Here is a 19,485-nt window from a genome sequence, read left to right as displayed (position 1 = left end):
ACCGGTCGTGGGGTCGTGGGGCCGTGGGGTCGTGGGGTCGCCGACCGCCTAGAAGCGGGCGGGCTCGCGGTAGACGCCCCACTCGTCGCGCAGCGCGTCGCAGATCTCCCCGAGGGTCGCCTCGGCACGCACCGCGTCGAGCATGGCCGGGACCATGTTGGCGTCGGTGCGGGCCACCTCGACCATGCGGGCGACGGCGGCGCGGACGGCAGCGTCGTCGCGAGCAGCCTTGCGGTCGGCGAGCGCGGCGACCTGCTCGCGCTCGACCTCGTGGCTGACGCGCAGGATCTCCAGCTCGTGGGTGACGGAGGCCGTGTGGCAGTTGACGCCGACGACCTTCTTGTCGCCCTTCTCCAGGGCCACCTGGTACTGGAACGCCGCCTCGGCGATCTCGGACATGAACCAGCCGTCCTCGATGCCGCGCAGGATGCCGGACGTCATGGGCCCGACCTCGTGGTCCACCCCGCCCTCGGCGTTGCGGGGCTTGCCCAGCTCGCCCATGGCCTTGATCTTGTCGAAGATCGCCTCGGCCTCGGCCTCGATCTTGTCGGTCAGGGCCTCGACGTACCAGCTGCCACCGAGCGGGTCGGCGACGTTGACGACGCCGGTCTCCTCCATGATCACCTGCTGCGTCCGCAAGGCGATCTCGGCCGCCTGCTCGCTCGGCAGGGCGAGGGTCTCGTCCAGGGCGTTGGTGTGCAGGCTGTTCGTCCCGCCGAGGACGGCGGCGAGCGCCTCGACGGCGGTGCGCACGACGTTGTTGTAGGGCTGCTGCGCGGTGAGGCTCACCCCGGCGGTCTGGGTGTGGAACCGCATCCACTGCGCCTTGTCGGTCTTCGCGCCGTACACGTCGCGCAGCCAGCGCGCCCAGATGCGCCGGGCGGCACGGAACTTGGCGATCTCCTCGAAGAAGTCGAGGTGGCTGTCGAAGAAGAAGGACAGGCCCGGCGCGAACTTCTCGATGTCGAGACCGCGGGACAGGCCGAGCTCGACGTAGCCGAAGCCGTCGGCGAGCGTGTAGGCGAGCTCCTGCGCGGCCGTCGAACCGGCCTCCCGGATGTGGTAGCCCGAGACCGACAGCGGCTTGTAGGCCGGGATGTTCTCGGCGCAGTACTCCATGAGGTCGCCGATCAGGCGCAGGTGCGGCTCGGGGGCGAACAACCACTCCTTCTGCGCGATGTACTCCTTGAAGATGTCGGTCTGCAGCGTGCCGTTGAGGACGCCGAGGTCGACGCCCTGGCGCTCGGCCGCCACGAGGTACATGCAGAACACCGGGACGGCAGGTCCGCTGATGGTCATCGACGTGGTGATCTGCTCGAGCGGGAGGTCGTCGAACAGCACCTCCATGTCGGCGGCCGAGTCGATGGCCACGCCGCAGTGCCCGACCTCGCCGAGGCTCATGGGGTCATCGGAGTCGCGCCCCATCAGGGTGGGCATGTCGAACGCGACGGACAGGCCGCCGCCACCGCGCTCGAGGATCATCTTGTAGCGCTCGTTGGTCTGCACCGCGTTGCCGAAGCCGGCGAACTGCCGGATCGTCCAGGTGCGACCGCGGTACCCGGTGGGGTACAGCCCGCGAGTGAAGGGGAACTCCCCCGGCCAGCCGATGCGCTCGGGCACCTCGCTGCCGTCGGTGGGTCCGTAGGCCGGGTCGACCTCCATGCCGGACAGGGTGGTGAAGTCGGCGTCACGCACCTGCCCCTTCGTCTGCGCCGCATCGAAGCGGGACTGCCAGCGGGCGGCACCGGACTGCTCGGGAGTGGTCTGCGTCATACAGTGCAATTTACTAGGACGTCCTAGTAATCACCAACACGCGAGTCGCAGGTCCGCCTCCGGACGCCCCTCCCTCCGCAAAGCGGGTGTCGTTCGGTGACCCGGGACGTATACGTGATGGCTTCGCCACGCGACACCCGCTTTGCGGGGCGTGCCGGGCGGGTCAGCCGTCGAAGTCGTGGGCGCCGACGCGGACCTTGCGCAGCAGGGCGAAGAGCTGCTCGTGCTCGGCCGCGCTCAGCATGCCGAGGCCGAACCGCGCCTGCACGAGGTCGGCGGTCGCGGCCTCCATCGCGTCACGACCCGCCGGGGTGATGACGGCCAGGGTGCCGCGCCCGTCGTCGGGGTTGGGGACGCGCTCGACGAACCCCTGGGCGTGCAGGCGCTGGATGATGTTGGTGGCGCTGGTCGGGTGGACCATGAGCCGCTGGCCGATCTTGCTCATCCCGAGCCGGCCGTCGCGGCTGAACGCCAGGAGCACCAGCGCCTCGTACCGGGCGAAGCTCAGCCCGTGGCGCCCGACGATCGCGTCGTAGTCGGTGATGAGCAGCTGCTGCACCCGCATGACCGAGGTGGCGCTGGCCATGGCCAGGGGCTGGGACGAGCGTCCCCAGCGCTGGGTCCACAGCTGGGCCGCCCGCGTGATCGGGTCGAACGGCAGGCGGATGGGCTTCGGCACGCGCAGCAGGCTAGCTGCGGGGCACGCGCACCGTCTCGACCTGTCCGTCATCGAGACGGATCTCGCCGTCGGCCTGGGCGGCTGCCTCCGGGTCGTGGGTCGCCATCACGACGATCGCCCCCCGGTCGGCCTCGGCCCGCAGCAGCGCCAGCACCCGCTCGCGGTTGTCGTGGTCGAGCTCGGAGGTGGGTTCGTCGGCCAGGAGCACCCGGCCGCGCAGGGCGAGCCCGCGCGCGACCGCGACCCGCTGCTGCTGGCCGCCGCTGAGCTCCTCGGCGAGGTGGCTGCCGGACTCGGCCAGACCCACGGAGGCGAGCGCCGCGTCCGCGCGCCGACGGGCCTGCTCGGCGGGTATGCCACGGGCGAGCAGCGGCAGGGCGACGTTCTCGTGAGCGGACAACAGCACCGCGAGGGCGCTGCCCTGCGGGATGACCTCGATGCCGAGGCGGGCGGCCTGCGCCCGGTCGGTCACGCGGTCGTCGCCGAGCTCGACGACGCCGTCGGCCTCCACCGCTCCCCCGATCGCCCACAGCAGCGAGGACTTCCCCGCCCCGCTGTGGCCGGTGACGGCGATGAACTCCCCCGCGTAGGCCTCGAGGTCGGCCGACACGACGGCGGTCGTCGACCCGTACCGCACACCCACGCCGGTGAGCCTCAGCGGCGGCGACTCCACGTCCTCGTCGGTGCCGCGCACCGGGTCTGCGAGACGCGTGTCGCGCTCAGCCATTGCTGGTCCCTCCCTGTTCGCGGACCAGGGACCACACCCCGTCCTCGTGGTGCACACGGACGAGCGTCCCTGGGGGGAACGCCTCGACCACGGCGGCGGGCAGCGGAAGCGAGCCGTCCGCCGACACCACGGCGTACTCCTCGCCCGCCCGACCCTCGCCACCCACTCGGCCGTCACGAATGGTGACGGTGCGCGGGAGCCTCGCGGCGACGTCGGGGTCGTGGGTGACGACGACGATGGTGGTACCCCACTCGGCGTTGACGCGGTGCAGGGCGTCGAGCACGACGTCGCGGGAGGTGTGGTGCAGCTGGCTGGTGGGCTCGTCGCCGAGCAGCAGCCCCGGCCGGCTGGCCAGCGACACCGCGAGCGCGGCGAGCTGCAGCTGTCCCGGCGGCAGGGAGTCCAGGGGCGCGGTGGCGGCGTGGTCGAGCCCGACGAGCTCGAGCACCTCCCCCGGGGACGGCACGTCCCGCCCGGCCTTGACGGCGGAGCGCTGGGCGAACTCGACGTTCTGCCGGGCGGTGAGGTAGGGCAGCAGGTTGCGGGCGGCGCCCTGCAGGATGATGCCCACGTCGGCCGCGCGGAAGCGGTCGAGCTCGGGCTCGCTCATGGTCGACAGCTCGTGCTCCCCCACGCGGACGCGCCCGGCGCTCGGCCGCATCAACCCGCCGAACAGCGTCAGCAGCGTCGACTTCCCGGCGCCGGAGGGGCCGAGCAGGCCGACCACCTCCCCCGGCGCGACGACGAGGTCGACACCGGAGAGCGCGGCCACGTCGTGCCCGTCGGCGCGGTAGATGTGCACGAGCCCGCGGGTGCTGACGCCGAGCCCCCTGACGCGCTCGGCTCCGCGACCCGAGGTCGTGCTGCGCTCCACGGTGGTGCCAGTGCTCACAGCGACTCCCTGATGCGTCGGAGGGCGATCCGTCGTCCCGAGCCGAGGGCTGCCATCGCGCCCACCGGCACGAGCACCAGCAGCGCCGCGAGCGTGGCCAGCAGCACCGCGGGGACGGAGGGGGTGATCTCCAGCGCGGGCACCGGGGTCGAGGGGTCGTCGAACAGCGGCAGCAGCGGCATGGCCACCAGGGCCGAGACCGCACCACACAGCACGCCGACGACGGTGCCCACCACCACGAGCAGCAGCTGCTCACGCACCAGGGCCCGCCTCAGCAGCGGCAGCCGGACGCCCGACATGTGGAGGGCGGCGAGGTCGCGGGCCACGACGCGCCACCCCGTCACGGTCATGACGATGACCACCAGGGCCGCCAGCAGGATGGACATGACCCCGGTGAACAGCGCGAGCCGCACCCCCCACCCGGAGCCCGAGGTGGCGAGCAGGTCCTTGGCCGTGGTGAAGCGGTCGGTGCGCAGCACGGCGATACCGGCGTCCGCGAGTCCCTTGCGGACCACGTCGGCCTGGCCGGGGTCGCGCAACCACACCGACAGCGTGCCGCCCGGCGCGAGGGTGCCACCGAGCCGCTGCAGGGTCGAGTAGTCCAGCATGACGCCCCGGGCGCCGACGACGGGCAGGGCGGCAGGGCGCTGGGCGCTGCTGACCGCGAGCGGGACGCCGTTGATCCCGACGGCGGTGAAGCCCTCCGCCGTACCCCCGGGCGGCACGGCGCCGGCGAGCAGGCCCGGCACCTGGGTGGGCACGTCGCCGTACGTCAGCCCGACAGCCACCCCGCTGGTGCGCACGTCGAACCTCATCGTGTCCGGCTTCGGGTTGGTCATCCTCAGGACGTCGGTGCTGTCCTTGGAGAGCGGGACGAAGGCGTTCCAGCGCGAGGTGTCGGCGATGCCCAGCGAGCGGCCGTCGACACCGAGCCCGGTGACGTCCACCGTGGCAGAGACGAGCTTGGTGGCCGGGTCGGTCGGCCGGAAGTCGATGCCGTTGAGCCGGCAGCCGGAGGGGCACAGCAGCGGGGTCGAGATCTTCGCCGAGCCTGAGCCGTTCGCCGGGATGGTCGTCACCTGCCGCACGAGTGGCGTGCCGTCGGGGCCGGTGACCGAGAAACGCACCTCGACCGGCGCGAGGTCGGAGGCCTGACCGGTCGACCCCGGGTAGAGGATGTTGCTCTCGGCCGTGACGTGCCAGGTGGCCCGTCCGGTGAGGCGCTCGCCCTTGAGGACGACGGTGTCCACCGGCGGGGGTCGCAGGGCGCTGGTGCGCAGGACTTCGCCTGCCGGGGTGTAGGCGATCGAGGGGAAGTGCTGCGCGTCGACGGCGATGGTCGGTGTCGACCCGGCCGCCACCTGCTTGATGACGGCGACGGGCGTCGCGCGGTCGCCAGAGGGGTCGATGCGCTTGACGGCCGCGGCCAGGGCGCTCGGGTTGCGGCTGTCGGTGCCGAGGACCAGCGGGGCGCCGGTCTGCAGCTGGGCCCGCGCCGTCCAGTTGCGGTCGGCGACCACGACGGCGTTGCCCGCGAAGACGGTGAGGGCGACCGCGACGCTGACCACCGTGACGACCTTGCGCATCGCCGGTCGTCGCTGCAGCCCGAACGCCGTGAGCGCCGGCCCGATCCGACCGCGCGAGAGGCTGGCGCGCCCTGCGGTCCGGGCGACGGGGACCGCGAGCCTGGAGACGACGAGGCCTCCGGCGAGGGCCACCAGGGTCGGGGTCAGCAGGGCAAGGGGCCCGGTGAGGGTCTTGGTCGCCAGGCCCACCAGGCCGAAGGCGGCCAGGGCCACTGCCAGGATGTCGACGACACCGAAGGTGGCCGCCCTCGTCGGGGCCACCCGTCTCAGCAGCGACGAGATCGCCTGGCGCTGCAGGGGCCGGACGGCCAGGACGATCGCGAGGGCGCAGACGACCGCTGCCGCACCCAGCCCCACCAGCGCGAGGGGCGGCACCTCGAAGGGGACGCCGGGGGCCAGCAGGGTCCGACGCACGACCTCGGACAGACCCACCGCGAGGCCGAAGCCGAGGGGCAGTCCGAGCGCCACCGTCATACCCAGCTCCCCCATGACCAGGCGCCCCGCGCCCTCACGGCTGCGACCCCGCAGGCGCGCGAGGGCCGCCTCGGGACGCCGCTGCTCGACCGCGGCCTGGGCCACCAGGAGCAGGATGGCCGCAGCCAGCAGCGCGAGCTGGGCCATGAGCAGGGGCACGATCACGCGCAGCTGCTTCTGGCCGCCGGTGACCGAGGTGATGACCAGCGGCAGCTCGCTCTCCACGAGCACCCCGCTCTGGGCCGAGCCGTTCGCCCGGCTCCCGAGCACCGACGTCACCTGGTCGAGGTTGTCGACCGAGAGCAGCTCGCGGCGCAGCGGGAAGGTGAGGGACGACTGGACCTGCTCCCACCGCTTGTCGAAGGTCTGCTCCGTCGTCACGAAGTCGTCGATGCCGGGCACCTGCTCGGTGCCGACGGCGATGAGGGTGCCCGACTTCCCGTCGAGCTGGGTGCGCAACCAGTACGCGGGGTCCGGCTTCACCTCGTACGCGCCCACGACGGTCAGCGTCGCCACCGTGTCCGGCGGCCTCGGGTAGACCTGCCCGTTGGCCTTCGGGATGGTGGTCTGGAACTCCTGCCCGATGCGCCAGCCCCACACCGCCTGGTCCTTGGCGCTGACCAGCACCTGACCCTCCCGGGACGGGCAGGTGCCGGAGGTCAGGGTCAGGTGCCGGCAGACGTCGGTGCGCGCCACCAGACGGCCGGGAGACGACTTGAGGCCGGTCCTCGGGGCGATCTCGATGACGTCGAGCATCTGCCCGACCGGGGCGGAGTACAGGGCCCGCACCTCGCCGGGGACCGCCGTCCCGAGGGAGCCCGAGCGACGCAGCGGGTCCGCGGCCGTGCGTCCGCCGCGGACCACGAGCGCCGTGTCCGCGACCGGGGCACCGTCGATCGCCTTGCGGAGCAGCGACTGCTCGAGGGCCCGCTCGTAGAGAGGCGCGAACGTCGCACACGCGGTGACCAGGGTGGCGAGGAGGACGAGCACGAGAGCCTGGGCCCGGCGGTACCTGATCGCGGCCCACATGACCCGGTCTCCTCCTGCGCATGCCGTGGCCCGGCTCCCCCGAGCACCTCCCGGCCGACCCTAGGGCCAAGGCGTCCGTCCGAGGGCTACATTCCGGCAACGATCTACGGCCGCCACGCGCCGGGGCCGCACGTCCTGCGGGCTTGGGGCGTCAGCTGCGGGCGTCGATGGCCGCCTCCAGGCGGTCGAGCTTGGCGGTGAGCTCGCCGGTGCGGCCGTCGCGGATGTCCGCCTTGAGGACGAGGCTCACGCGCGGCCCGTGGGCGGCCACGGCGTCGACCGCTCCCTTCACCACGGCCATGCACTCGTCCCACTCCCCCTCGATGGTCGTGAACATCGAGTCGGTGCGGTGGGGCAGCCCGGAGGCGCGCACCACGGCGACGGCGTCGGCGACGGCGGCACCCACCGAGCCGTCGGGGTCGGAGGTGGACGGGGAGACGGAGAAGGCAACGAGCATGAGCCCACCGTATGCCGCGTCCGGCCAGTGACGCGCTCAGCCCTCGACGTGGCGCTGGTAGGCCAGCAGGGCCTCGACCCGGCGGAAGCCGAGCTCGACGTTGATCCCGACCATCTGGTCGTTCTGCTCGGCGTTGCAGGTCTGCACCCGTTGCGCCGCCGGTGTCACGCGGGCGAGCTCCTGCAGGCCGCGCACCTTCACCGCCATGCCGAGCCGGCGGCCACGGTGCTCGCGACGCACGAGCGTGCCCCACTGCGATACGTCGTGCGGGTCGTCCGCGCTGACCACGAGGTCGTTGTAGGCCACGACCTCGCCCGACGGGGCCAACGCGACGGTGTGCACCATGGTGCGGCCCTGGCGGGTCATGCGGTCGAGGTTCTCCGCGTAGGTTTCGGGGCTGAGCGACTCCTCCTCGAAGTCGACGTCCCCGGTGGGCGCGTCGACGGCCAGCTGGTTGGAGCAGTCGCAGTAGGACGCCACGAGCTCCTCCGGGAGCCGACCGACGTAGGACTCGACCCGGTAGGAACCGTGCCTGGTCGCCGCCGTGGCGGCCAGCTGCTCGAGCCTGGCGGGGTCGACCGGGAGGTCGAGGATCCGTCGGATCTCGGTGTTGGCGTAGGTGAAGCCGTGCCGCTCGGCGAACCTCACGTGGGGGTGGTCGACGCGGGCGCCGTCCGGCACGTGCGTCTCGGCCAGGACGGTCGTGCGCCCCTCCTCGCGAGTCCGGTCGACGACGCGCTCGACGAGTGCGCTGCCGGCTCCACGCCCTCGCAGCCGCGGGTGGACGTCCACCTCGACCCAGCAGAAGCGCGTGTTGTCGAGCAGCGGGAACCACTGCAGCGCAAGGCCGGCCACCTCACCGTCGACGAGAGCCACCCACGGCTCCAGCCGCTCGACGGTGCTCTCGTCGCGCAGGTCGACGGTGAGCTCGCGCAGCGACAGACGCTTGGCCCACGGCCGCTGGAAGTTGCGTGACGCGGTCACCGCGACATGGGCGGCCGCCACCTCGGCGTCGTCGTGCACCGCGAGCGTGCGCACCACGACGTCACCACTGCCCGCGGAGGGAGTGCCTGGCGCGGTGGTGGTGCCCGTGGCTGTGCGGGGCGCGCTGGGTGCGGTCATGACTCGAGTGTCAGCCCGTGCGGTATTGCGCCACAACGGGTTTTCGGGTCAGCGCACCTCTGCGGACTGGTCGGAGCACTGGGGGTGGCCGCAGGGCCGCGTGGCCGTGGTGCTGCCGCCACTCGTCCTCCAGGACGGCCATGAGCACGGAGCCGACCCACCGACCGTCGACGCGGAGTCCTTCACGCCGTACCCTTCCTGGACGAAACCGACTTGTCGTAGGTGCGGCGGGCACGCGGGTTGAAGTCGTGCACCTCCAGCGAGACCCGGCGCAGCCCCAGCGTCTCGAACGGGTGCGCCAGGACGAGCCGGGTCGCCTCGGCGCGGTTCATCGGTTCAGGTGCGCGTGCACCAGCGCCACGGTGGCGGCTCCCTCGCCGCTGGCCGAGGCGACGCGCTTCATCGAGCCGGCGCGCACGTCCCCGGCCGCGAAGATCCCCGGGACGGTGGTCTCGAGGGCAGCGGGCGGGCGGCCCTCGACCCAGTGCTCCATCGGCACCTCGCGCCCGGTGTAGACGAACCCGTGCTCGTCCCGCAGCACGGCGTCGGGCAGCCAGTCGGCGCAGGGGTCGGCGCCGAGCAGGAGGAACAACCCGCCGGCCTCCCCCCGGGCGACCCCCTCGGGGCCGGTGACCTCCAGCCACTCCAGGTGGCCGTCGCCACCGCCCGAGGTGACCTGCGTGGACGTGCGCACCGTGATGCGCGGGGTGGAGGCGATCTCGCGAACGAGGTAGTCGGACATCGTCGAGGCGAGGTCGGGACGGCGCACGAGCAAGGTGACGCTCGCGGCGTACCGGGCCAGGTGGACGGCCGCCTGGCCGGCGGAGTTGCCGCCACCGACGACGAACGCGTCGCGCCCCTCCATCTCGCGCGCGGCGCTCGTCGCGGCGCCGTAGTAGACACCGAGGCCCACCAGCTCCTCGAGCGGCTCGATGCCGAGGCGGCGGTACTGCACCCCGGTCGCGACGAGCACGGCCCGCGCCAGCAGCGGCCCGCCCTCGGTGTGGAGCGTGTGCGGCTCCCCCGCTGTCGTGGCAGGCGTGATCGCCCGCGCGCCGAGGCCGGTGTAGATGCGTGCCCCGAACCGGGTCGCCTGGAACCGCGCCCGCTGCGCGAGGCGCATGCCGGAGATGCCGCGCGGGAAGCCCAGGTAGTTGCGGATCATCGAGCTGGTGCCGGCCTGCCCACCCACGGCGTCCTCCTCGACGACGACCGTGTCGAGCCCCTCGGACGCGCCGTAGACGGCCGCCGCGAGCCCCGTCGGGCCGCTGCCCACGACGACGAGGTCGACGACGTCGTCGGAGTCGACGAGCTGCGGTGAGCCGTAGACGAGCCGGGCGACCTGACGGGCGGTCGCGCCCTCGAGCACGGCGCTGCCCGCCATGGCCGACACCACGACCGGGAAGGCGGGCGCGGCGCCGCCCTGCACCGACGGCAGCCCGCTGATGATGCTGCGGCCCTCCTCGCTGTCGGGCCGGTGGACGCGGTGCGGGATGCCCATGCGGTCCAGGAAGTCGCGGATCCTCGAGACCTCGGCCGAACCCACGTGGTCGACGATCTGCACGCCGGCGACCTCTGGGGTCGAAGCGGTCCAGCCCCAGTCGGACAGGTACTCGGTGACCGCGGTGTGGAACTCCTCGTCGCGGGGTCCCTGCGGGATGAGCAGGTAGGTGTCGATGCGCCCCTGCCCCAGCGCCTCGCGCAGCTTGGGCAACGACAGGCCGTAGTCGCCGCGGGTGGTCAGGCAGATGCGCCGCGCGGTGGGCAGTCGCGCATGCAGCTCGTCCATGAGCTCGAGACCCGCGCCCACCCCCGGCACTGTCCAGCCCACTCCGAGCAGCGCGACCGGCTGCCCCTGCGCCACCGCGTCGTCGACCACCTCGCGCGCGCCGGAAGCGCTGTCGGCACAACGGATCTCGTAGTCGCGGGCATAGCGGCCGAACTCGCTGTCGACCGTGGGGACGTGCTCAGGGGCGACGACCAGGACCAGCGCCGGCCGCACCCGCGGTGATGCGCCCTGGGTCCCGGCGGCCGGCGCGGTGCTCATCCGACCTTGGAGTCCGCGCTGATCTGCCAGGAGTCGCCGCTCTTCTCGACCGTGAGGCGGTGGACCTCCTTGATGTCCTTGCCGTCGGCGGGCTTGAAGGTGAGCTCGGTGATGACCGTGCCCACCGAGGCGTCTGCCTGCGTCTGCCCCACCTTCACCGACTTGATGGTCGACCAGAAGCTCTCGTAGCCGTCACGGCCGCCCGCCGACTGCTGCATCGCCGGGGTCAGCTCGGCCCAGGTGGCGTCACGCTTGTCTGCCTTCGTCACGTCGGCGTAGTAGGTCTTGATGAACTTCTCCAGCCCCGCATTGTCGGGAGGAGCGGACTTCGTCGTCGATGTCGTGGTGGTCGAGGTGGTGCTGGACGACGACGAGGTGGTCGACGAGCTGGACGACGACGAGCTGGGGCTGGAACTGGTCTTGGTGACGGCGGGAGCCGTGGTGGTCACCGGCGGGGTCTGCGCGTCGTTGCCCCCGGTGTTCCCGCCGGGGTTGCCGAACAGGACGTACGCGAGCGCAGCCACCCCGAGCACCGCGAGCCCGACGAGGATCGGCACGAGGGGTGAGCGGCGTCGGCGGTCGTCGTCGCGACCGCCCTGACCGGGCCTCGGGCCGGCCGGGGGCACGACCGGCGGCACGGGTGCCGTCTCCATGCGCTGGGTCGTCTCGACCGGCTCGGGGATGACCTCGGTGGCCGCGGCCCCCATCGCACCGGCGCCGAGGACGACGCCCGCGGGCAGCGGCATGGTGGCGTCGCCCCGGGCGATGCGGCCGAGCCTCTCGGACGTCGTCTCCATGTCCCAACGGCGGGTCGGGTCGGGGTCCATCATCGCGGCGATCGCGCCGCCCAGCGGGCCGGCCTTCTCCATGGGGCGGGCCTGCCCCGAGGCGATGGCCTGCAAGGTGGCGAGCGGGTTGGCCTGGCTCTCGTAGGGCGGGTGGCCCTCGACCGCGTAGTAGAGGGTGGCGCCGAGCGCCCAGACGTCGGAGGCCGAGGTCGGGTCGCCGCCGCGGGCGAGCTCGGGCGACAGGTAGCCCGGGGTGCCGGTCATGAACCCTGTCTGCGTGAGCTGGTCGTCGGTGGTGGCGCGGGCGATGCCGAAGTCGCTGATCTTCGGCGTGCCGGTGGTGTCCATGAGGATGTTGCCGGGCTTGATGTCGCGGTGGACGATGCCGCGGTCGTGGGCGCGGGCCAGGGCACGGGCGATGGCGCTGCCGATGGCGGCCACGCGGGTCGGCGGCAGCGCCCCGATGTCACGGATCGTCTCCGCCAGGCTCTGCCCCTCGACGTACTCCATGACCAGCCAGTGGGCGTCGTCCTCGTCGACGATGTCGTAGACGCCGACGGTGTTCGCGTCGTTGAGCGACGCCGCGATCCGCGCCTCGCGCATCGCCCGGGCCACGGTCGCCGGGTCCCCCGGCATGGCGCCCACGCGCTTGACTGCGACCTCGCGCCCGAGGACGGTGTCCCGGCACAGCCAGACGGTGCCCATCCCACCACTGCCGATGGAACGCACCACCTCGTAACGTCCGGCGATGACCTGGGGCTGCACGGCGATCCTTTCCTTCGGGTCGCGCCTCACCCTATGACGTGCAGGCGGGGGTTGACACTCCAGCACGGCCCCGTGCCACGCTTCGAAGGTGCGGTCGAGCCTGTACGAGTTCGCCGGCGGGGAGCCCGCCTTCCTCGCCCTGGCCCGTGCTCACCACGTTCGCTGCCTGGCCGACCCGCTGCTGAGCCACCCCTTCTCCCACCCCGGCCAGCACCCCGAGCACATCGACCGCCTCGGGCTCTACTGGGCCGAGGTGCTCGGCGGCCCGCCGCGCTACTCCGTGGGCTGCGGCGGCGACCAGTCGTCGATGCTGCGGCTGCACGCCGGCCACGGCGAGGGCATGGTCGAGCTCGGCCAGATCTTCGTCGAGTGCTTCGTCGCTGCCCTCGACGACGCAGACCTGCCGGACGACCCGGAGTTCCGCGCGGCGATGCGCGCCTACATGGAGTGGTCGGTGGCCGACATGGACACCCTCAACCCGGAGGGCTCCACGGTGCCCGAGGGGCTGGGTATGCCGCGCTGGGACTGGGACGGCCTCGTCCGCGCCTGAACGGAGCCATACCGGCGCACCCTCCCCGCCCTCCCCCGAGTCCCCCGCCCTCCCGCGAGTGTTTGAGCGGTTGACCCGGTCAGGACCGGGTCAACCGCTCAAAGACCAGCGTTCGGCGGCAAGAGTGGGGGGTCAGCCGAGGGCGGCGACGACCTGGTCGGCGGCGGCATACGGGTCCGTGGAGCCGTCCACGACCTGCGCGGCCAGCTCGTCCACACCGTTGCCGTGCCTCAGGTCGCCCATCTTCGCGCGCAGCTGCTGCAGGGCGATCGACTCGATCTCGTCGCCGGCCCGGCGGACCCGGCGCTCGCGCAAGGTGCCGGTCTCCTCCATCCAGGCGACGTGCTTGTCCAGCGCCTCCATGACCTCGTCGATGCCCTGCCCCTGCTGGGCGACGGTCTTGACGACGGGCGGTCGCCACAGGTGAGGCTCGGTGCGGTCGCCGAGGGAGATCATGTGGCGGATGTCGCGGACCGTGGCGTCGGCGCCCTCGCGGTCAGCCTTGTTGACGACGAAGACGTCGCCGATCTCGAGGATGCCCGCCTTGGCCGCCTGGATGCCGTCACCCATGCCGGGCGCGAGCAGGACGATGGTCGTGTCGGCAAGACCCGCGACCTCGACCTCGGACTGCCCGACACCGACGGTCTCGATGAGGACCACGTCGCAGCCGGCGGCGTCGAGGACGCGCAGCGCCTGAGGCGTGGTCCACGAGAGGCCGCCGAGGTGTCCACGGCTGGCCATGGAGCGGATGTAGACCTCGGGGTCGAGCGCGTGGTCCTGCATCCGGACGCGGTCGCCGAGAAGGGCGCCTCCGGAGAACGGCGACGACGGGTCCACCGCGAGGACCCCGACCCGCTGCCCTCGAGCGCGGAACGCTGCGACGAGGGCGTTGGTCGAGGTGGACTTGCCCACGCCGGGGCTGCCGGTGATGCCGATGATGTGCGCGGTGCCGCTGTGCGGGGCCAACGCCGCCATGACCTCGCGGAGAGCGGGGTGGGCGTCCTCGACGAGGCTGATCAGGCGGGCGACGGCGCGAGGCGAGCCTGCCCTGGCCGACTCGACCAGGGCAGGGACGTCGACGGTGCGGGGAGCCAAGGTCAGGCGGTCTTCGGCACGCGCACGATGAGCGCGTCACCCTGGCCGCCACCGCCACAGAGCGCGGCCGCGCCGACGCCGCCTCCGCGCCGCTTCAGCTCGAGCGCGAGGTGCAGGGCGATGCGGGCACCGGACATGCCGATCGGGTGGCCGAGCGCGATGGCGCCCCCGTTGACGTTGACCTTGTCGACGTCGATGCCGAGCTCCTTGGCGGAGGCCAGGCCGACGGCGGCGAACGCCTCGTTGATCTCCACGAGGTCGAGGTCGGCAGCCGAGATGCCCTCGCGCTCGCAGGCCTTCGCGATGGCGCGGGCCGGCTGCTGCTGGAGCGTCGAGTCGGGGCCGGCGACCATGCCGTGTGCGCCGATCTCGGCGAGCCAGGTGAGGCCGAGCTCCTGGGCCTTCGCCTTGCTCATGACGACGACCGCGGCGGCGCCGTCGCTGATCTGGCTGGCGGAACCGGCGGTGATGGTGCCGTCCTTGGAGAACGCCGGGCGCAGCTTGGCGAGCGAGTCGGTGGTGGTGTCGGCGCGGATGCCCTCGTCGGTCTTGAACTCGATCGGGTCGCCCTTGCGCTGCGGGATGGAGACCGGCACGACCTCGTCGTCGAAGAGGCCGTCCTTCCAGGCACGGGCGGCCAGCTGGTGGCTGCGTGCGGAGAACTCGTCCTGCTGCTCGCGCGTGAACTGCTGGTCACCGGTGTTGGCCTGCTCGGTCAGCAGCCCCATCGCCTGGTCGGTGAAGGCGTCCCACAGGCCGTCGAAGGCCATGTGGTCGCGCATCGTCACGTCGCCGTACTTGTAGCCCTCACGGGACTTCTCGAGCAGGTGCGGCGCGTTGGTCATCGACTCCTGCCCACCGGCGACGACGACGTCGACCTCACCCGCGCGGATCAGCTGGTCGGCCATGGCGATGGCGTTGATGCCGGAGAGGCAGACCTTGTTGATCGTCAGCGCCGGGACGTTCATCGGGATGCCGGCCTTCGCGGCTGCCTGGCGGGCGGGGATCTGGCCCGCACCGGCCTGCAGCACCTGGCCCATGATCACGTAGTCGACCTGCTCGGCGGAGACGCCGGACTTGTCGAGCGCGCCCTTGATGGCGACGGCGCCGAGGTCTGCGCCGGAGAAGCCCTTGAGCGACCCCAGGAGGCGGCCCATGGGGGTACGCGCGCCCGCGACGATGACGGAAACAGGACGGTCGGACATGGTTCAAGCCTCCAGCGCCATTGGTGTGGTTCGACCGCCACTCTAGTCCGGCTCGCCGCGTGCGAGACGGCCTGGTCGGGTGGCCCTGCCCACACCCGGGAGTGCCGCCGTATGGGTGCGCCCCATGGGTGCTCGCTCCGTGCCCCTCAAGGGAGCTCCGTGCCGTCAAGGGACTGGCTGCAGGTCCGAGCGCGCCCGGGACTCCACGGTGATCGTCACCGATCCACCCAGCTGATCCAGGAGTGGGCCGACCCAGGGCAGCTCGGCCTCGCCCTGAAGCCGGACGACGGCGGTCTCCCCGTCGGGGCTGCCGCTCCCCGCGGCGACCTCCCAGCCCAGCATGCCGACCGGCAGGGGACGGTCCTGCAGGTAGGCCGTCGCGGTCCGCACGACCGTGTCGTCGCTGACGGCCACGGACGTCCCGAGCCCGTTGCGGTAGGCGGCCACATCGAGGGAGTCGGCGGCGTCGAGCGCCGCACCGTCGGCGGCGTCCAGCAGCCGCATCCGGGACAGCTGGGCCGACGTCACCGCCATGGTCCCGACGATGAGCAGCATCGCCACCACGGCGAACCCGAGGATGAGGATGCTCACCTGCCCTGTCTCGTCCCCCGCCCGGCGACGCTCCACGCCGCGTGCCGCCCCACGCCCCACGCCGCGCGCCACGCCGCGCCGGACCCGGACTGCACCCACGGCCCTCGGCGCCCGGCTCGTGACGCGCCAGGCGCTGGGCTGGAGGGCGCCGGCCGGCTGCGCCCTACGCCCCATGGTCACGGCGCCTCCTTGAACCGGTCGACGACGCCGACGTGGGTCGCGGAGACGGGCACCTCCAGAGGCACGACGTCGCGCGCGAAGACCGGTACGAAAGGCAGCGGCACCCGCACCGTCGTCTGCACCTCGACGCGTCCTTCGGGCCGCAGGCACGGGTCGCCGTCGCACCCCAGGCTCATGGTGCCGTCGGCGGGTAGGAAGCCCTGGTCCTCCAAGGCGAGCTGCGCGGCGGCACGGGCGCGGGGCTCGGCGGAGTCCTCGGACGTCGCCGTGACGAAGCCCCGCGCTCCTTCGCGGGCCGCGGTCGACGCGGCATACGCCCCGGCCTGGAGGCGGGCCAAGGTCATCACGAGGTAGATCAACGGCACGAGCAGCAGCACCCCGAGGAAGACGAACTCGACGAGGGCGCTGCCGCCCTCACCACGACGAGCTGCGCGCGCCAGGGTCCGCCGCAGGCACAGGATCACTGGTCCTCCAGGAACGCGTGGCCCACGACGTCGAGGGCACGGTCGGGGCCGAGCGGACCGAGCACGGGAAGGGGCGCGGTCACGCGTACGGCAACCACCCGCACCCCATCGACGACGACCACGTCGGCGGTCACGTCCTGCGCGAAGCGCGGGGACATGGACTGTCCGATGAGCTGTCTGGTCCGAGCGACACCGTCGGCCGGGTCTGCACCCGCACGCGCTCCCACGCGGGCGCCCTCGGAGGCACAGGAGATCAGCGTGTTGCGGATGTGGAGGGCGAGCCCCACCTGGAACACCGCGACGAACAACACGGCGACCAGCCCCGACACCATGGCGAAGTCGGCCACGGCAGCGCCGGACTCCCGGCCCGGGTGGCTGCAGCGCTCCGGCGCCCGCCCCATCGGTCAGGGACCGGTGACGCTGGTCATCGCTCGGGAGAACAGAGACCGCAGCTGTTCGTCCGCGACGGTCCACAGCACGGCGACGAGCCCGGCGGTCATGAGCGTGATCATCACCCAGCCGGGGACGTCACCCCGTTCGCTGCGCCGGACGGAGGCCTCGAGCGCGAGCTGGGCGCGGGTGAGCGCGAGGGTCAGGACTGTCATCAGTCTTCCTTTCGTGGAGGCTTGGGGCGCATGGCATGGGGCTCGAGGGTGCTCAGAGGGAGAACCGCAGGAACGAGAACCCCGGGTAGACGGCGAAGAGCACGGTGACCGGCAGCACCAGGAAGACGACGGGGACCATCATCGCGATCTCCTTCTTGCCTCCCGCCTCCATCACGGCCCGGCGCCCGGTCTCGCGGACGTCCTGGGCCTGGGCACGGAGGACGTCGGCGAGCGGGGTGCCGCGTTCGACCGCGATGACCATGCCGTCGACGAACCGGGCCAGGCTCACCAGACCGGTCCGATCGGCGAGGCCCTGCAGCGCGGTGGGCAGGTTGGCCCCGGCGCGGGCATCCGCCAGGCAGCGCCCGAGCTCGGCGGACAGCTCCCCGTGGGAGAGCCGGCACACGCGTTCCAGTGCCCCGACGGCACCCTCCCCGGCGCCCACGGCGAGCGCGAGCAACTCTGCGATGGTGGGGAACTCGACGAGCATCCGCTCCTCGCGGCGGTTGGCCTCGCGGCTCAGCCACTGGTCGCGGGCCACCACGCCGACTCCCGCGCCGACGAACGTGACCACGGCGGCAGGCACGACCGAGCCGTGGTCGCCGAGCCACAACAACCCGCCGACGAACAGGCCGACCACGAGGCCGACCGCGCCCCACAGGACCTGCTCGGCCCGGAACCGTTCGACGTCGGGCGCGTGGCCGGCTCGTTGGAGCCGTCGGCGCACCGATGCCGAGCCTCCGAGGACACGCTCGACCCGACGCCCGAGGTCGGCAACCACGGGGCGCACGTGCACCCCCAGGGCGCTGGTGCCGCCGACCGGGCGGGTGGACAGCAGTCGCGAGGGGCGTGGCGCGTCGCGCAGGTAGAACAGCACCCGCTGGTCGAGCGTCGCACGGCGGTTGCGCGGGGCGCCGGCCCAGACGAGCACGAGCCCGAGACCCAGTCCCAGCCCTGCCGCGGCCCCGGACCACGAGACGGGCAGGCCTCCCAGCCACGCAGTCATCGCAGCACCCGCTCGTCCTCGGGCAGGCGGCCGATGTGGATCATGAGCCGGTACGCCACCACCGACACCGCACCCCCGGCGAGCAGGACGCCTGCGCCCGTGGCACTGCTGTAGGCGCCCACCGACTCCGGTCTGGTGCACAGCATGCCGAGGACGATCCAGGGCGCGGAGACCGCCAGGCGGGCGGCGTTGACCGTCCAGCCCTGCCTGGTCTCGAGCTCGGCGCGCGTCCGGCTGTCCTCGCGCAGGAACGTGGACAAGGTCCGCAACAGGCGGCCGAGGTCGCTGCCCCCCACCTCGCGGGCGATGCGCAGCGACTCCACGAGGCGGTCACCTACCGGGTCGCTCAGCCGTTCCTTGAGCGCGTCGAGGCTCTCGTGGAACCTCCCCGTCGCGCGGTAGTCCTCGGCGAACGCCTCGAAGGCCGGACGCAGCTCCTCAGGCCCACGCCGGCCCAGCTGCACCAGCGCCTCCGGAAGGGCCAGGCCGGCGCGGACCGCGGACGCGATGTTGTCGACCGCGTCGGGCCACAGCTCACGAAGGCTGGCTCGCCGCCGCCGGGCGCGCATCCGCACGAGGGCAACCGGCGCGTACCCGGCCATCGCAGCGAAGCACAGGGCCACCGGCGCAACCCCGGTCATGGCGAACACGGTCACCAGGACGAGGGAGAACGCCACGACGCACCCCGTCATGAGCGCCCGAGGGCCCATCGTCGCGTACCCGGCCTGGACGAGCTGGTCCGCGAGGCGGTCGCCGACCGAGGGTCGCCGGGACTCGGGCCGCGAGGGGGCAGGGACCCAGGCCGACCACCAGATGCAGAACACGCCGCACCCGAGCAGCAACCCGAGCAGGCTGCCGGTCGCGTGCAGCTCGGCGAGGGGGTTCACGGCGCTCACTCCTGCGCCAGCAGGGCGGCCACGTCGTACCCCGCTCGGCGGAAGCGCTCCGGGTGCGGGGGAAAGCCGTCGGCGCGACGCAGCACCCCATCGCGCTGCACGAACAGGTCCGCGGTCTCGACGACGTCACCCTCCACGCGCCCGGGCACCGCGACGACCTCACGGACCCGGCGCACCCCGTCGTGCTCGAGAGCGGCGTGGACGACGATGTCGATGGAGCAGGCCACCGTCGGGACGACGAAGCGGCTGCCGACGTTCTCGCCGGCCAGCAACGGCAGGGTGCACATCTTCGTGATCGCCTCGCGCGCACTGTTGGCGTGGATCGTGCACATGCCCGGAAGCCCGCTGTTGAGGGCGATCAGCAGGTCGAGGCTCTCGGCCTGGCGCACCTCGCCGACGATGATGCGCGACGGCCGCATGCGTAGCGCTTCCTTGACCAGTCGTCGCAGCGGGATCTCGCCGGTGCCCTCGAGGCTCGGCTGGCGGCACTGCATCGAGGCGACGTCGCGCAGCGGGATCTTCAGCACCAACCTCTTTTTAGTACTGTAGTCGCT

General features: G+C 72.7%; 19 protein-coding genes and 1 pseudogene. 1 reads left to right on the top strand and 19 read right to left on the bottom strand.

What is annotated here, in order from left to right; genetic code table 11:
* Nucleotides 1–48 precede the first annotated feature (48 nt).
* The 10 genes from AB4Z02_RS07810 to AB4Z02_RS07765 all read right to left on the bottom strand — a co-directional run bounded on the left by AB4Z02_RS07810 (nt 49) and on the right by AB4Z02_RS07765 (nt 12,339).
* Nucleotides 49–1,773: an acyl-CoA mutase large subunit family protein gene (locus AB4Z02_RS07810; protein ID WP_441970268.1), complete on the bottom strand. Its 1,725-nt coding sequence runs from the start codon at nt 1,771–1,773 to the stop codon at nt 49–51.
* Nucleotides 1,774–1,936: 163 nt separating this feature from the next.
* On the bottom strand, nt 1,937–2,452 hold the full coding sequence (locus AB4Z02_RS07805; RefSeq protein ID WP_056882635.1) for a MarR family winged helix-turn-helix transcriptional regulator: 516 nt from the start codon (nt 2,450–2,452) through the stop codon (nt 1,937–1,939).
* 10 nt (nt 2,453–2,462) lie between these two features.
* Nucleotides 2,463–3,179, bottom strand: a complete 717-nt coding sequence (locus AB4Z02_RS07800) for an ABC transporter ATP-binding protein (RefSeq protein ID WP_441970267.1) — start codon at nt 3,177–3,179, stop codon at nt 2,463–2,465.
* On the bottom strand, nt 3,172–4,071 hold the full coding sequence (locus AB4Z02_RS07795) for an ABC transporter ATP-binding protein (RefSeq protein WP_441970266.1): 900 nt from the start codon (nt 4,069–4,071) through the stop codon (nt 3,172–3,174). Before AB4Z02_RS07795 ends, AB4Z02_RS07800 begins: the two co-directional genes overlap by 8 nt.
* The gene (locus AB4Z02_RS07790) at nt 4,068–7,160 is read right to left on the bottom strand and encodes an FtsX-like permease family protein (RefSeq protein ID WP_441970265.1); all 3,093 of its coding nucleotides are present in this window, start codon (nt 7,158–7,160) and stop codon (nt 4,068–4,070) included. The genes AB4Z02_RS07795 and AB4Z02_RS07790 overlap by 4 nt, the downstream gene beginning before the upstream one ends.
* Before the next feature lie 151 nt (nt 7,161–7,311).
* The gene (locus AB4Z02_RS07785; protein ID WP_056882633.1) at nt 7,312–7,617 is read right to left on the bottom strand and encodes a thiamine-binding protein; all 306 of its coding nucleotides are present in this window, start codon (nt 7,615–7,617) and stop codon (nt 7,312–7,314) included.
* A gap of 36 nt (nt 7,618–7,653) precedes the next feature.
* Nucleotides 7,654–8,739: a GNAT family N-acetyltransferase gene (locus tag AB4Z02_RS07780; RefSeq protein ID WP_441970264.1), complete on the bottom strand. Its 1,086-nt coding sequence runs from the start codon at nt 8,737–8,739 to the stop codon at nt 7,654–7,656.
* A gap of 182 nt (nt 8,740–8,921) precedes the next feature.
* On the bottom strand, nt 8,922–9,071 hold the full coding sequence (locus AB4Z02_RS07775; RefSeq protein WP_441970263.1) for a GNAT family N-acetyltransferase: 150 nt from the start codon (nt 9,069–9,071) through the stop codon (nt 8,922–8,924).
* Nucleotides 9,068–10,786, bottom strand: coding sequence for an FAD-dependent oxidoreductase (locus AB4Z02_RS07770; RefSeq protein ID WP_441970262.1), 1,719 nt, complete (start codon nt 10,784–10,786; stop codon nt 9,068–9,070). Before AB4Z02_RS07770 ends, AB4Z02_RS07775 begins: the two co-directional genes overlap by 4 nt.
* On the bottom strand, nt 10,783–12,339 hold the full coding sequence (locus AB4Z02_RS07765; protein WP_441970261.1) for a serine/threonine-protein kinase: 1,557 nt from the start codon (nt 12,337–12,339) through the stop codon (nt 10,783–10,785). The genes AB4Z02_RS07770 and AB4Z02_RS07765 overlap by 4 nt, the downstream gene beginning before the upstream one ends.
* A gap of 88 nt (nt 12,340–12,427) precedes the next feature.
* Here AB4Z02_RS07765 and AB4Z02_RS07760 point away from each other — a divergent pair, with 88 nt between their 5' ends.
* Nucleotides 12,428–12,889 (top strand): globin domain-containing protein, encoded by a 462-nt coding sequence (locus AB4Z02_RS07760; RefSeq protein ID WP_441970260.1) that lies wholly within the window; start codon nt 12,428–12,430, stop codon nt 12,887–12,889.
* Nucleotides 12,890–13,021: 132 nt separating this feature from the next.
* Here AB4Z02_RS07760 and meaB read toward each other — a convergent pair whose 3' ends face one another.
* The 9 genes and pseudogenes from meaB to AB4Z02_RS07715 all read right to left on the bottom strand — a co-directional run.
* Nucleotides 13,022–13,984, bottom strand: a complete 963-nt coding sequence (gene meaB / locus AB4Z02_RS07755; protein WP_056882627.1) for a methylmalonyl Co-A mutase-associated GTPase MeaB — start codon at nt 13,982–13,984, stop codon at nt 13,022–13,024.
* Nucleotides 13,985–13,986: 2 nt separating this feature from the next.
* A complete protein-coding gene (locus AB4Z02_RS07750; RefSeq protein ID WP_441970259.1) occupies nt 13,987–15,189 on the bottom strand; it encodes an acetyl-CoA C-acetyltransferase in 1,203 nt (400 codons plus the stop codon).
* A gap of 165 nt (nt 15,190–15,354) precedes the next feature.
* The gene (locus tag AB4Z02_RS07745; protein ID WP_441970296.1) at nt 15,355–15,954 is read right to left on the bottom strand and encodes a pilus assembly protein TadG-related protein; all 600 of its coding nucleotides are present in this window, start codon (nt 15,952–15,954) and stop codon (nt 15,355–15,357) included.
* Between the two features lie 2 nt (nt 15,955–15,956).
* Nucleotides 15,957–16,424, bottom strand: coding sequence for a TadE/TadG family type IV pilus assembly protein (locus AB4Z02_RS07740; protein ID WP_441970258.1), 468 nt, complete (start codon nt 16,422–16,424; stop codon nt 15,957–15,959).
* The gene (locus AB4Z02_RS07735) at nt 16,421–16,825 is read right to left on the bottom strand and encodes a TadE family protein (protein ID WP_082590085.1); all 405 of its coding nucleotides are present in this window, start codon (nt 16,823–16,825) and stop codon (nt 16,421–16,423) included. The genes AB4Z02_RS07740 and AB4Z02_RS07735 overlap by 4 nt, the downstream gene beginning before the upstream one ends.
* A gap of 3 nt (nt 16,826–16,828) precedes the next feature.
* Entirely contained in the window at nt 16,829–17,029 is a 201-nt protein-coding gene (locus tag AB4Z02_RS07730) for a hypothetical protein (protein ID WP_441970257.1), read from the bottom strand.
* A 52-nt stretch (nt 17,030–17,081) separates the two neighbouring features.
* Nucleotides 17,082–18,035 carry a type II secretion system F family protein gene (locus AB4Z02_RS07725; protein WP_441970256.1) on the bottom strand — a complete coding sequence of 318 codons (954 nt, stop codon included), beginning with the start codon at nt 18,033–18,035 and terminating at the stop codon, nt 17,082–17,084.
* On the bottom strand, nt 18,032–18,922 hold the full coding sequence (locus AB4Z02_RS07720; RefSeq protein ID WP_441970255.1) for a type II secretion system F family protein: 891 nt from the start codon (nt 18,920–18,922) through the stop codon (nt 18,032–18,034). The genes AB4Z02_RS07725 and AB4Z02_RS07720 overlap by 4 nt, the downstream gene beginning before the upstream one ends.
* A gap of 5 nt (nt 18,923–18,927) precedes the next feature.
* Nucleotides 18,928–19,455, bottom strand: a pseudogene (locus AB4Z02_RS07715) (ATPase, T2SS/T4P/T4SS family); the annotation flags it as partial.
* Between the last annotated feature and the right edge of the window lie 30 nt (nt 19,456–19,485).

The organism is Pedococcus sp. 2YAF34 (assembly GCF_052114585.1).
In the GTDB taxonomy this organism is placed as follows: domain Bacteria; phylum Actinomycetota; class Actinomycetes; order Actinomycetales; family Dermatophilaceae; genus Pedococcus.
The sequence above is the reverse complement of the archived record's forward strand: the minus strand, read 5'-3'. Positions and strand labels throughout refer to the sequence as shown.

Excerpts from the sequence above, each read along its gene's own strand:
- AB4Z02_RS07785 (WP_056882633.1), bottom strand. The coding sequence starts at position 7,617 with ATGCTCGTTGCCTTCTCCGTCTCCCCGTCCACCTCCGACCCCGACGGC.
- AB4Z02_RS07770 (WP_441970262.1), bottom strand. The coding sequence starts at position 10,786 with ATGAGCACCGCGCCGGCCGCCGGGACCCAGGGCGCATCACCGCGGGTG.
- AB4Z02_RS07810 (WP_441970268.1), bottom strand. The coding sequence starts at position 1,773 with ATGACGCAGACCACTCCCGAGCAGTCCGGTGCCGCCCGCTGGCAGTCC.
- AB4Z02_RS07775 (WP_441970263.1), bottom strand. The coding sequence starts at position 9,071 with ATGAACCGCGCCGAGGCGACCCGGCTCGTCCTGGCGCACCCGTTCGAG.
- AB4Z02_RS07725 (WP_441970256.1), bottom strand. The coding sequence starts at position 18,035 with ATGACTGCGTGGCTGGGAGGCCTGCCCGTCTCGTGGTCCGGGGCCGCG.
- AB4Z02_RS07735 (WP_082590085.1), bottom strand. The coding sequence starts at position 16,825 with ATGGGGCGGGCGCCGGAGCGCTGCAGCCACCCGGGCCGGGAGTCCGGC.
- AB4Z02_RS07790 (WP_441970265.1), bottom strand. The coding sequence starts at position 7,160 with ATGTGGGCCGCGATCAGGTACCGCCGGGCCCAGGCTCTCGTGCTCGTC.
- AB4Z02_RS07750 (WP_441970259.1), bottom strand. The coding sequence starts at position 15,189 with ATGTCCGACCGTCCTGTTTCCGTCATCGTCGCGGGCGCGCGTACCCCC.
- AB4Z02_RS07730 (WP_441970257.1), bottom strand. The coding sequence starts at position 17,029 with ATGACAGTCCTGACCCTCGCGCTCACCCGCGCCCAGCTCGCGCTCGAG.
- AB4Z02_RS07780 (WP_441970264.1), bottom strand. The coding sequence starts at position 8,739 with ATGACCGCACCCAGCGCGCCCCGCACAGCCACGGGCACCACCACCGCG.
- AB4Z02_RS07745 (WP_441970296.1), bottom strand. The coding sequence starts at position 15,954 with ATGGGGCGTAGGGCGCAGCCGGCCGGCGCCCTCCAGCCCAGCGCCTGG.
- AB4Z02_RS07800 (WP_441970267.1), bottom strand. The coding sequence starts at position 3,179 with ATGGCTGAGCGCGACACGCGTCTCGCAGACCCGGTGCGCGGCACCGAC.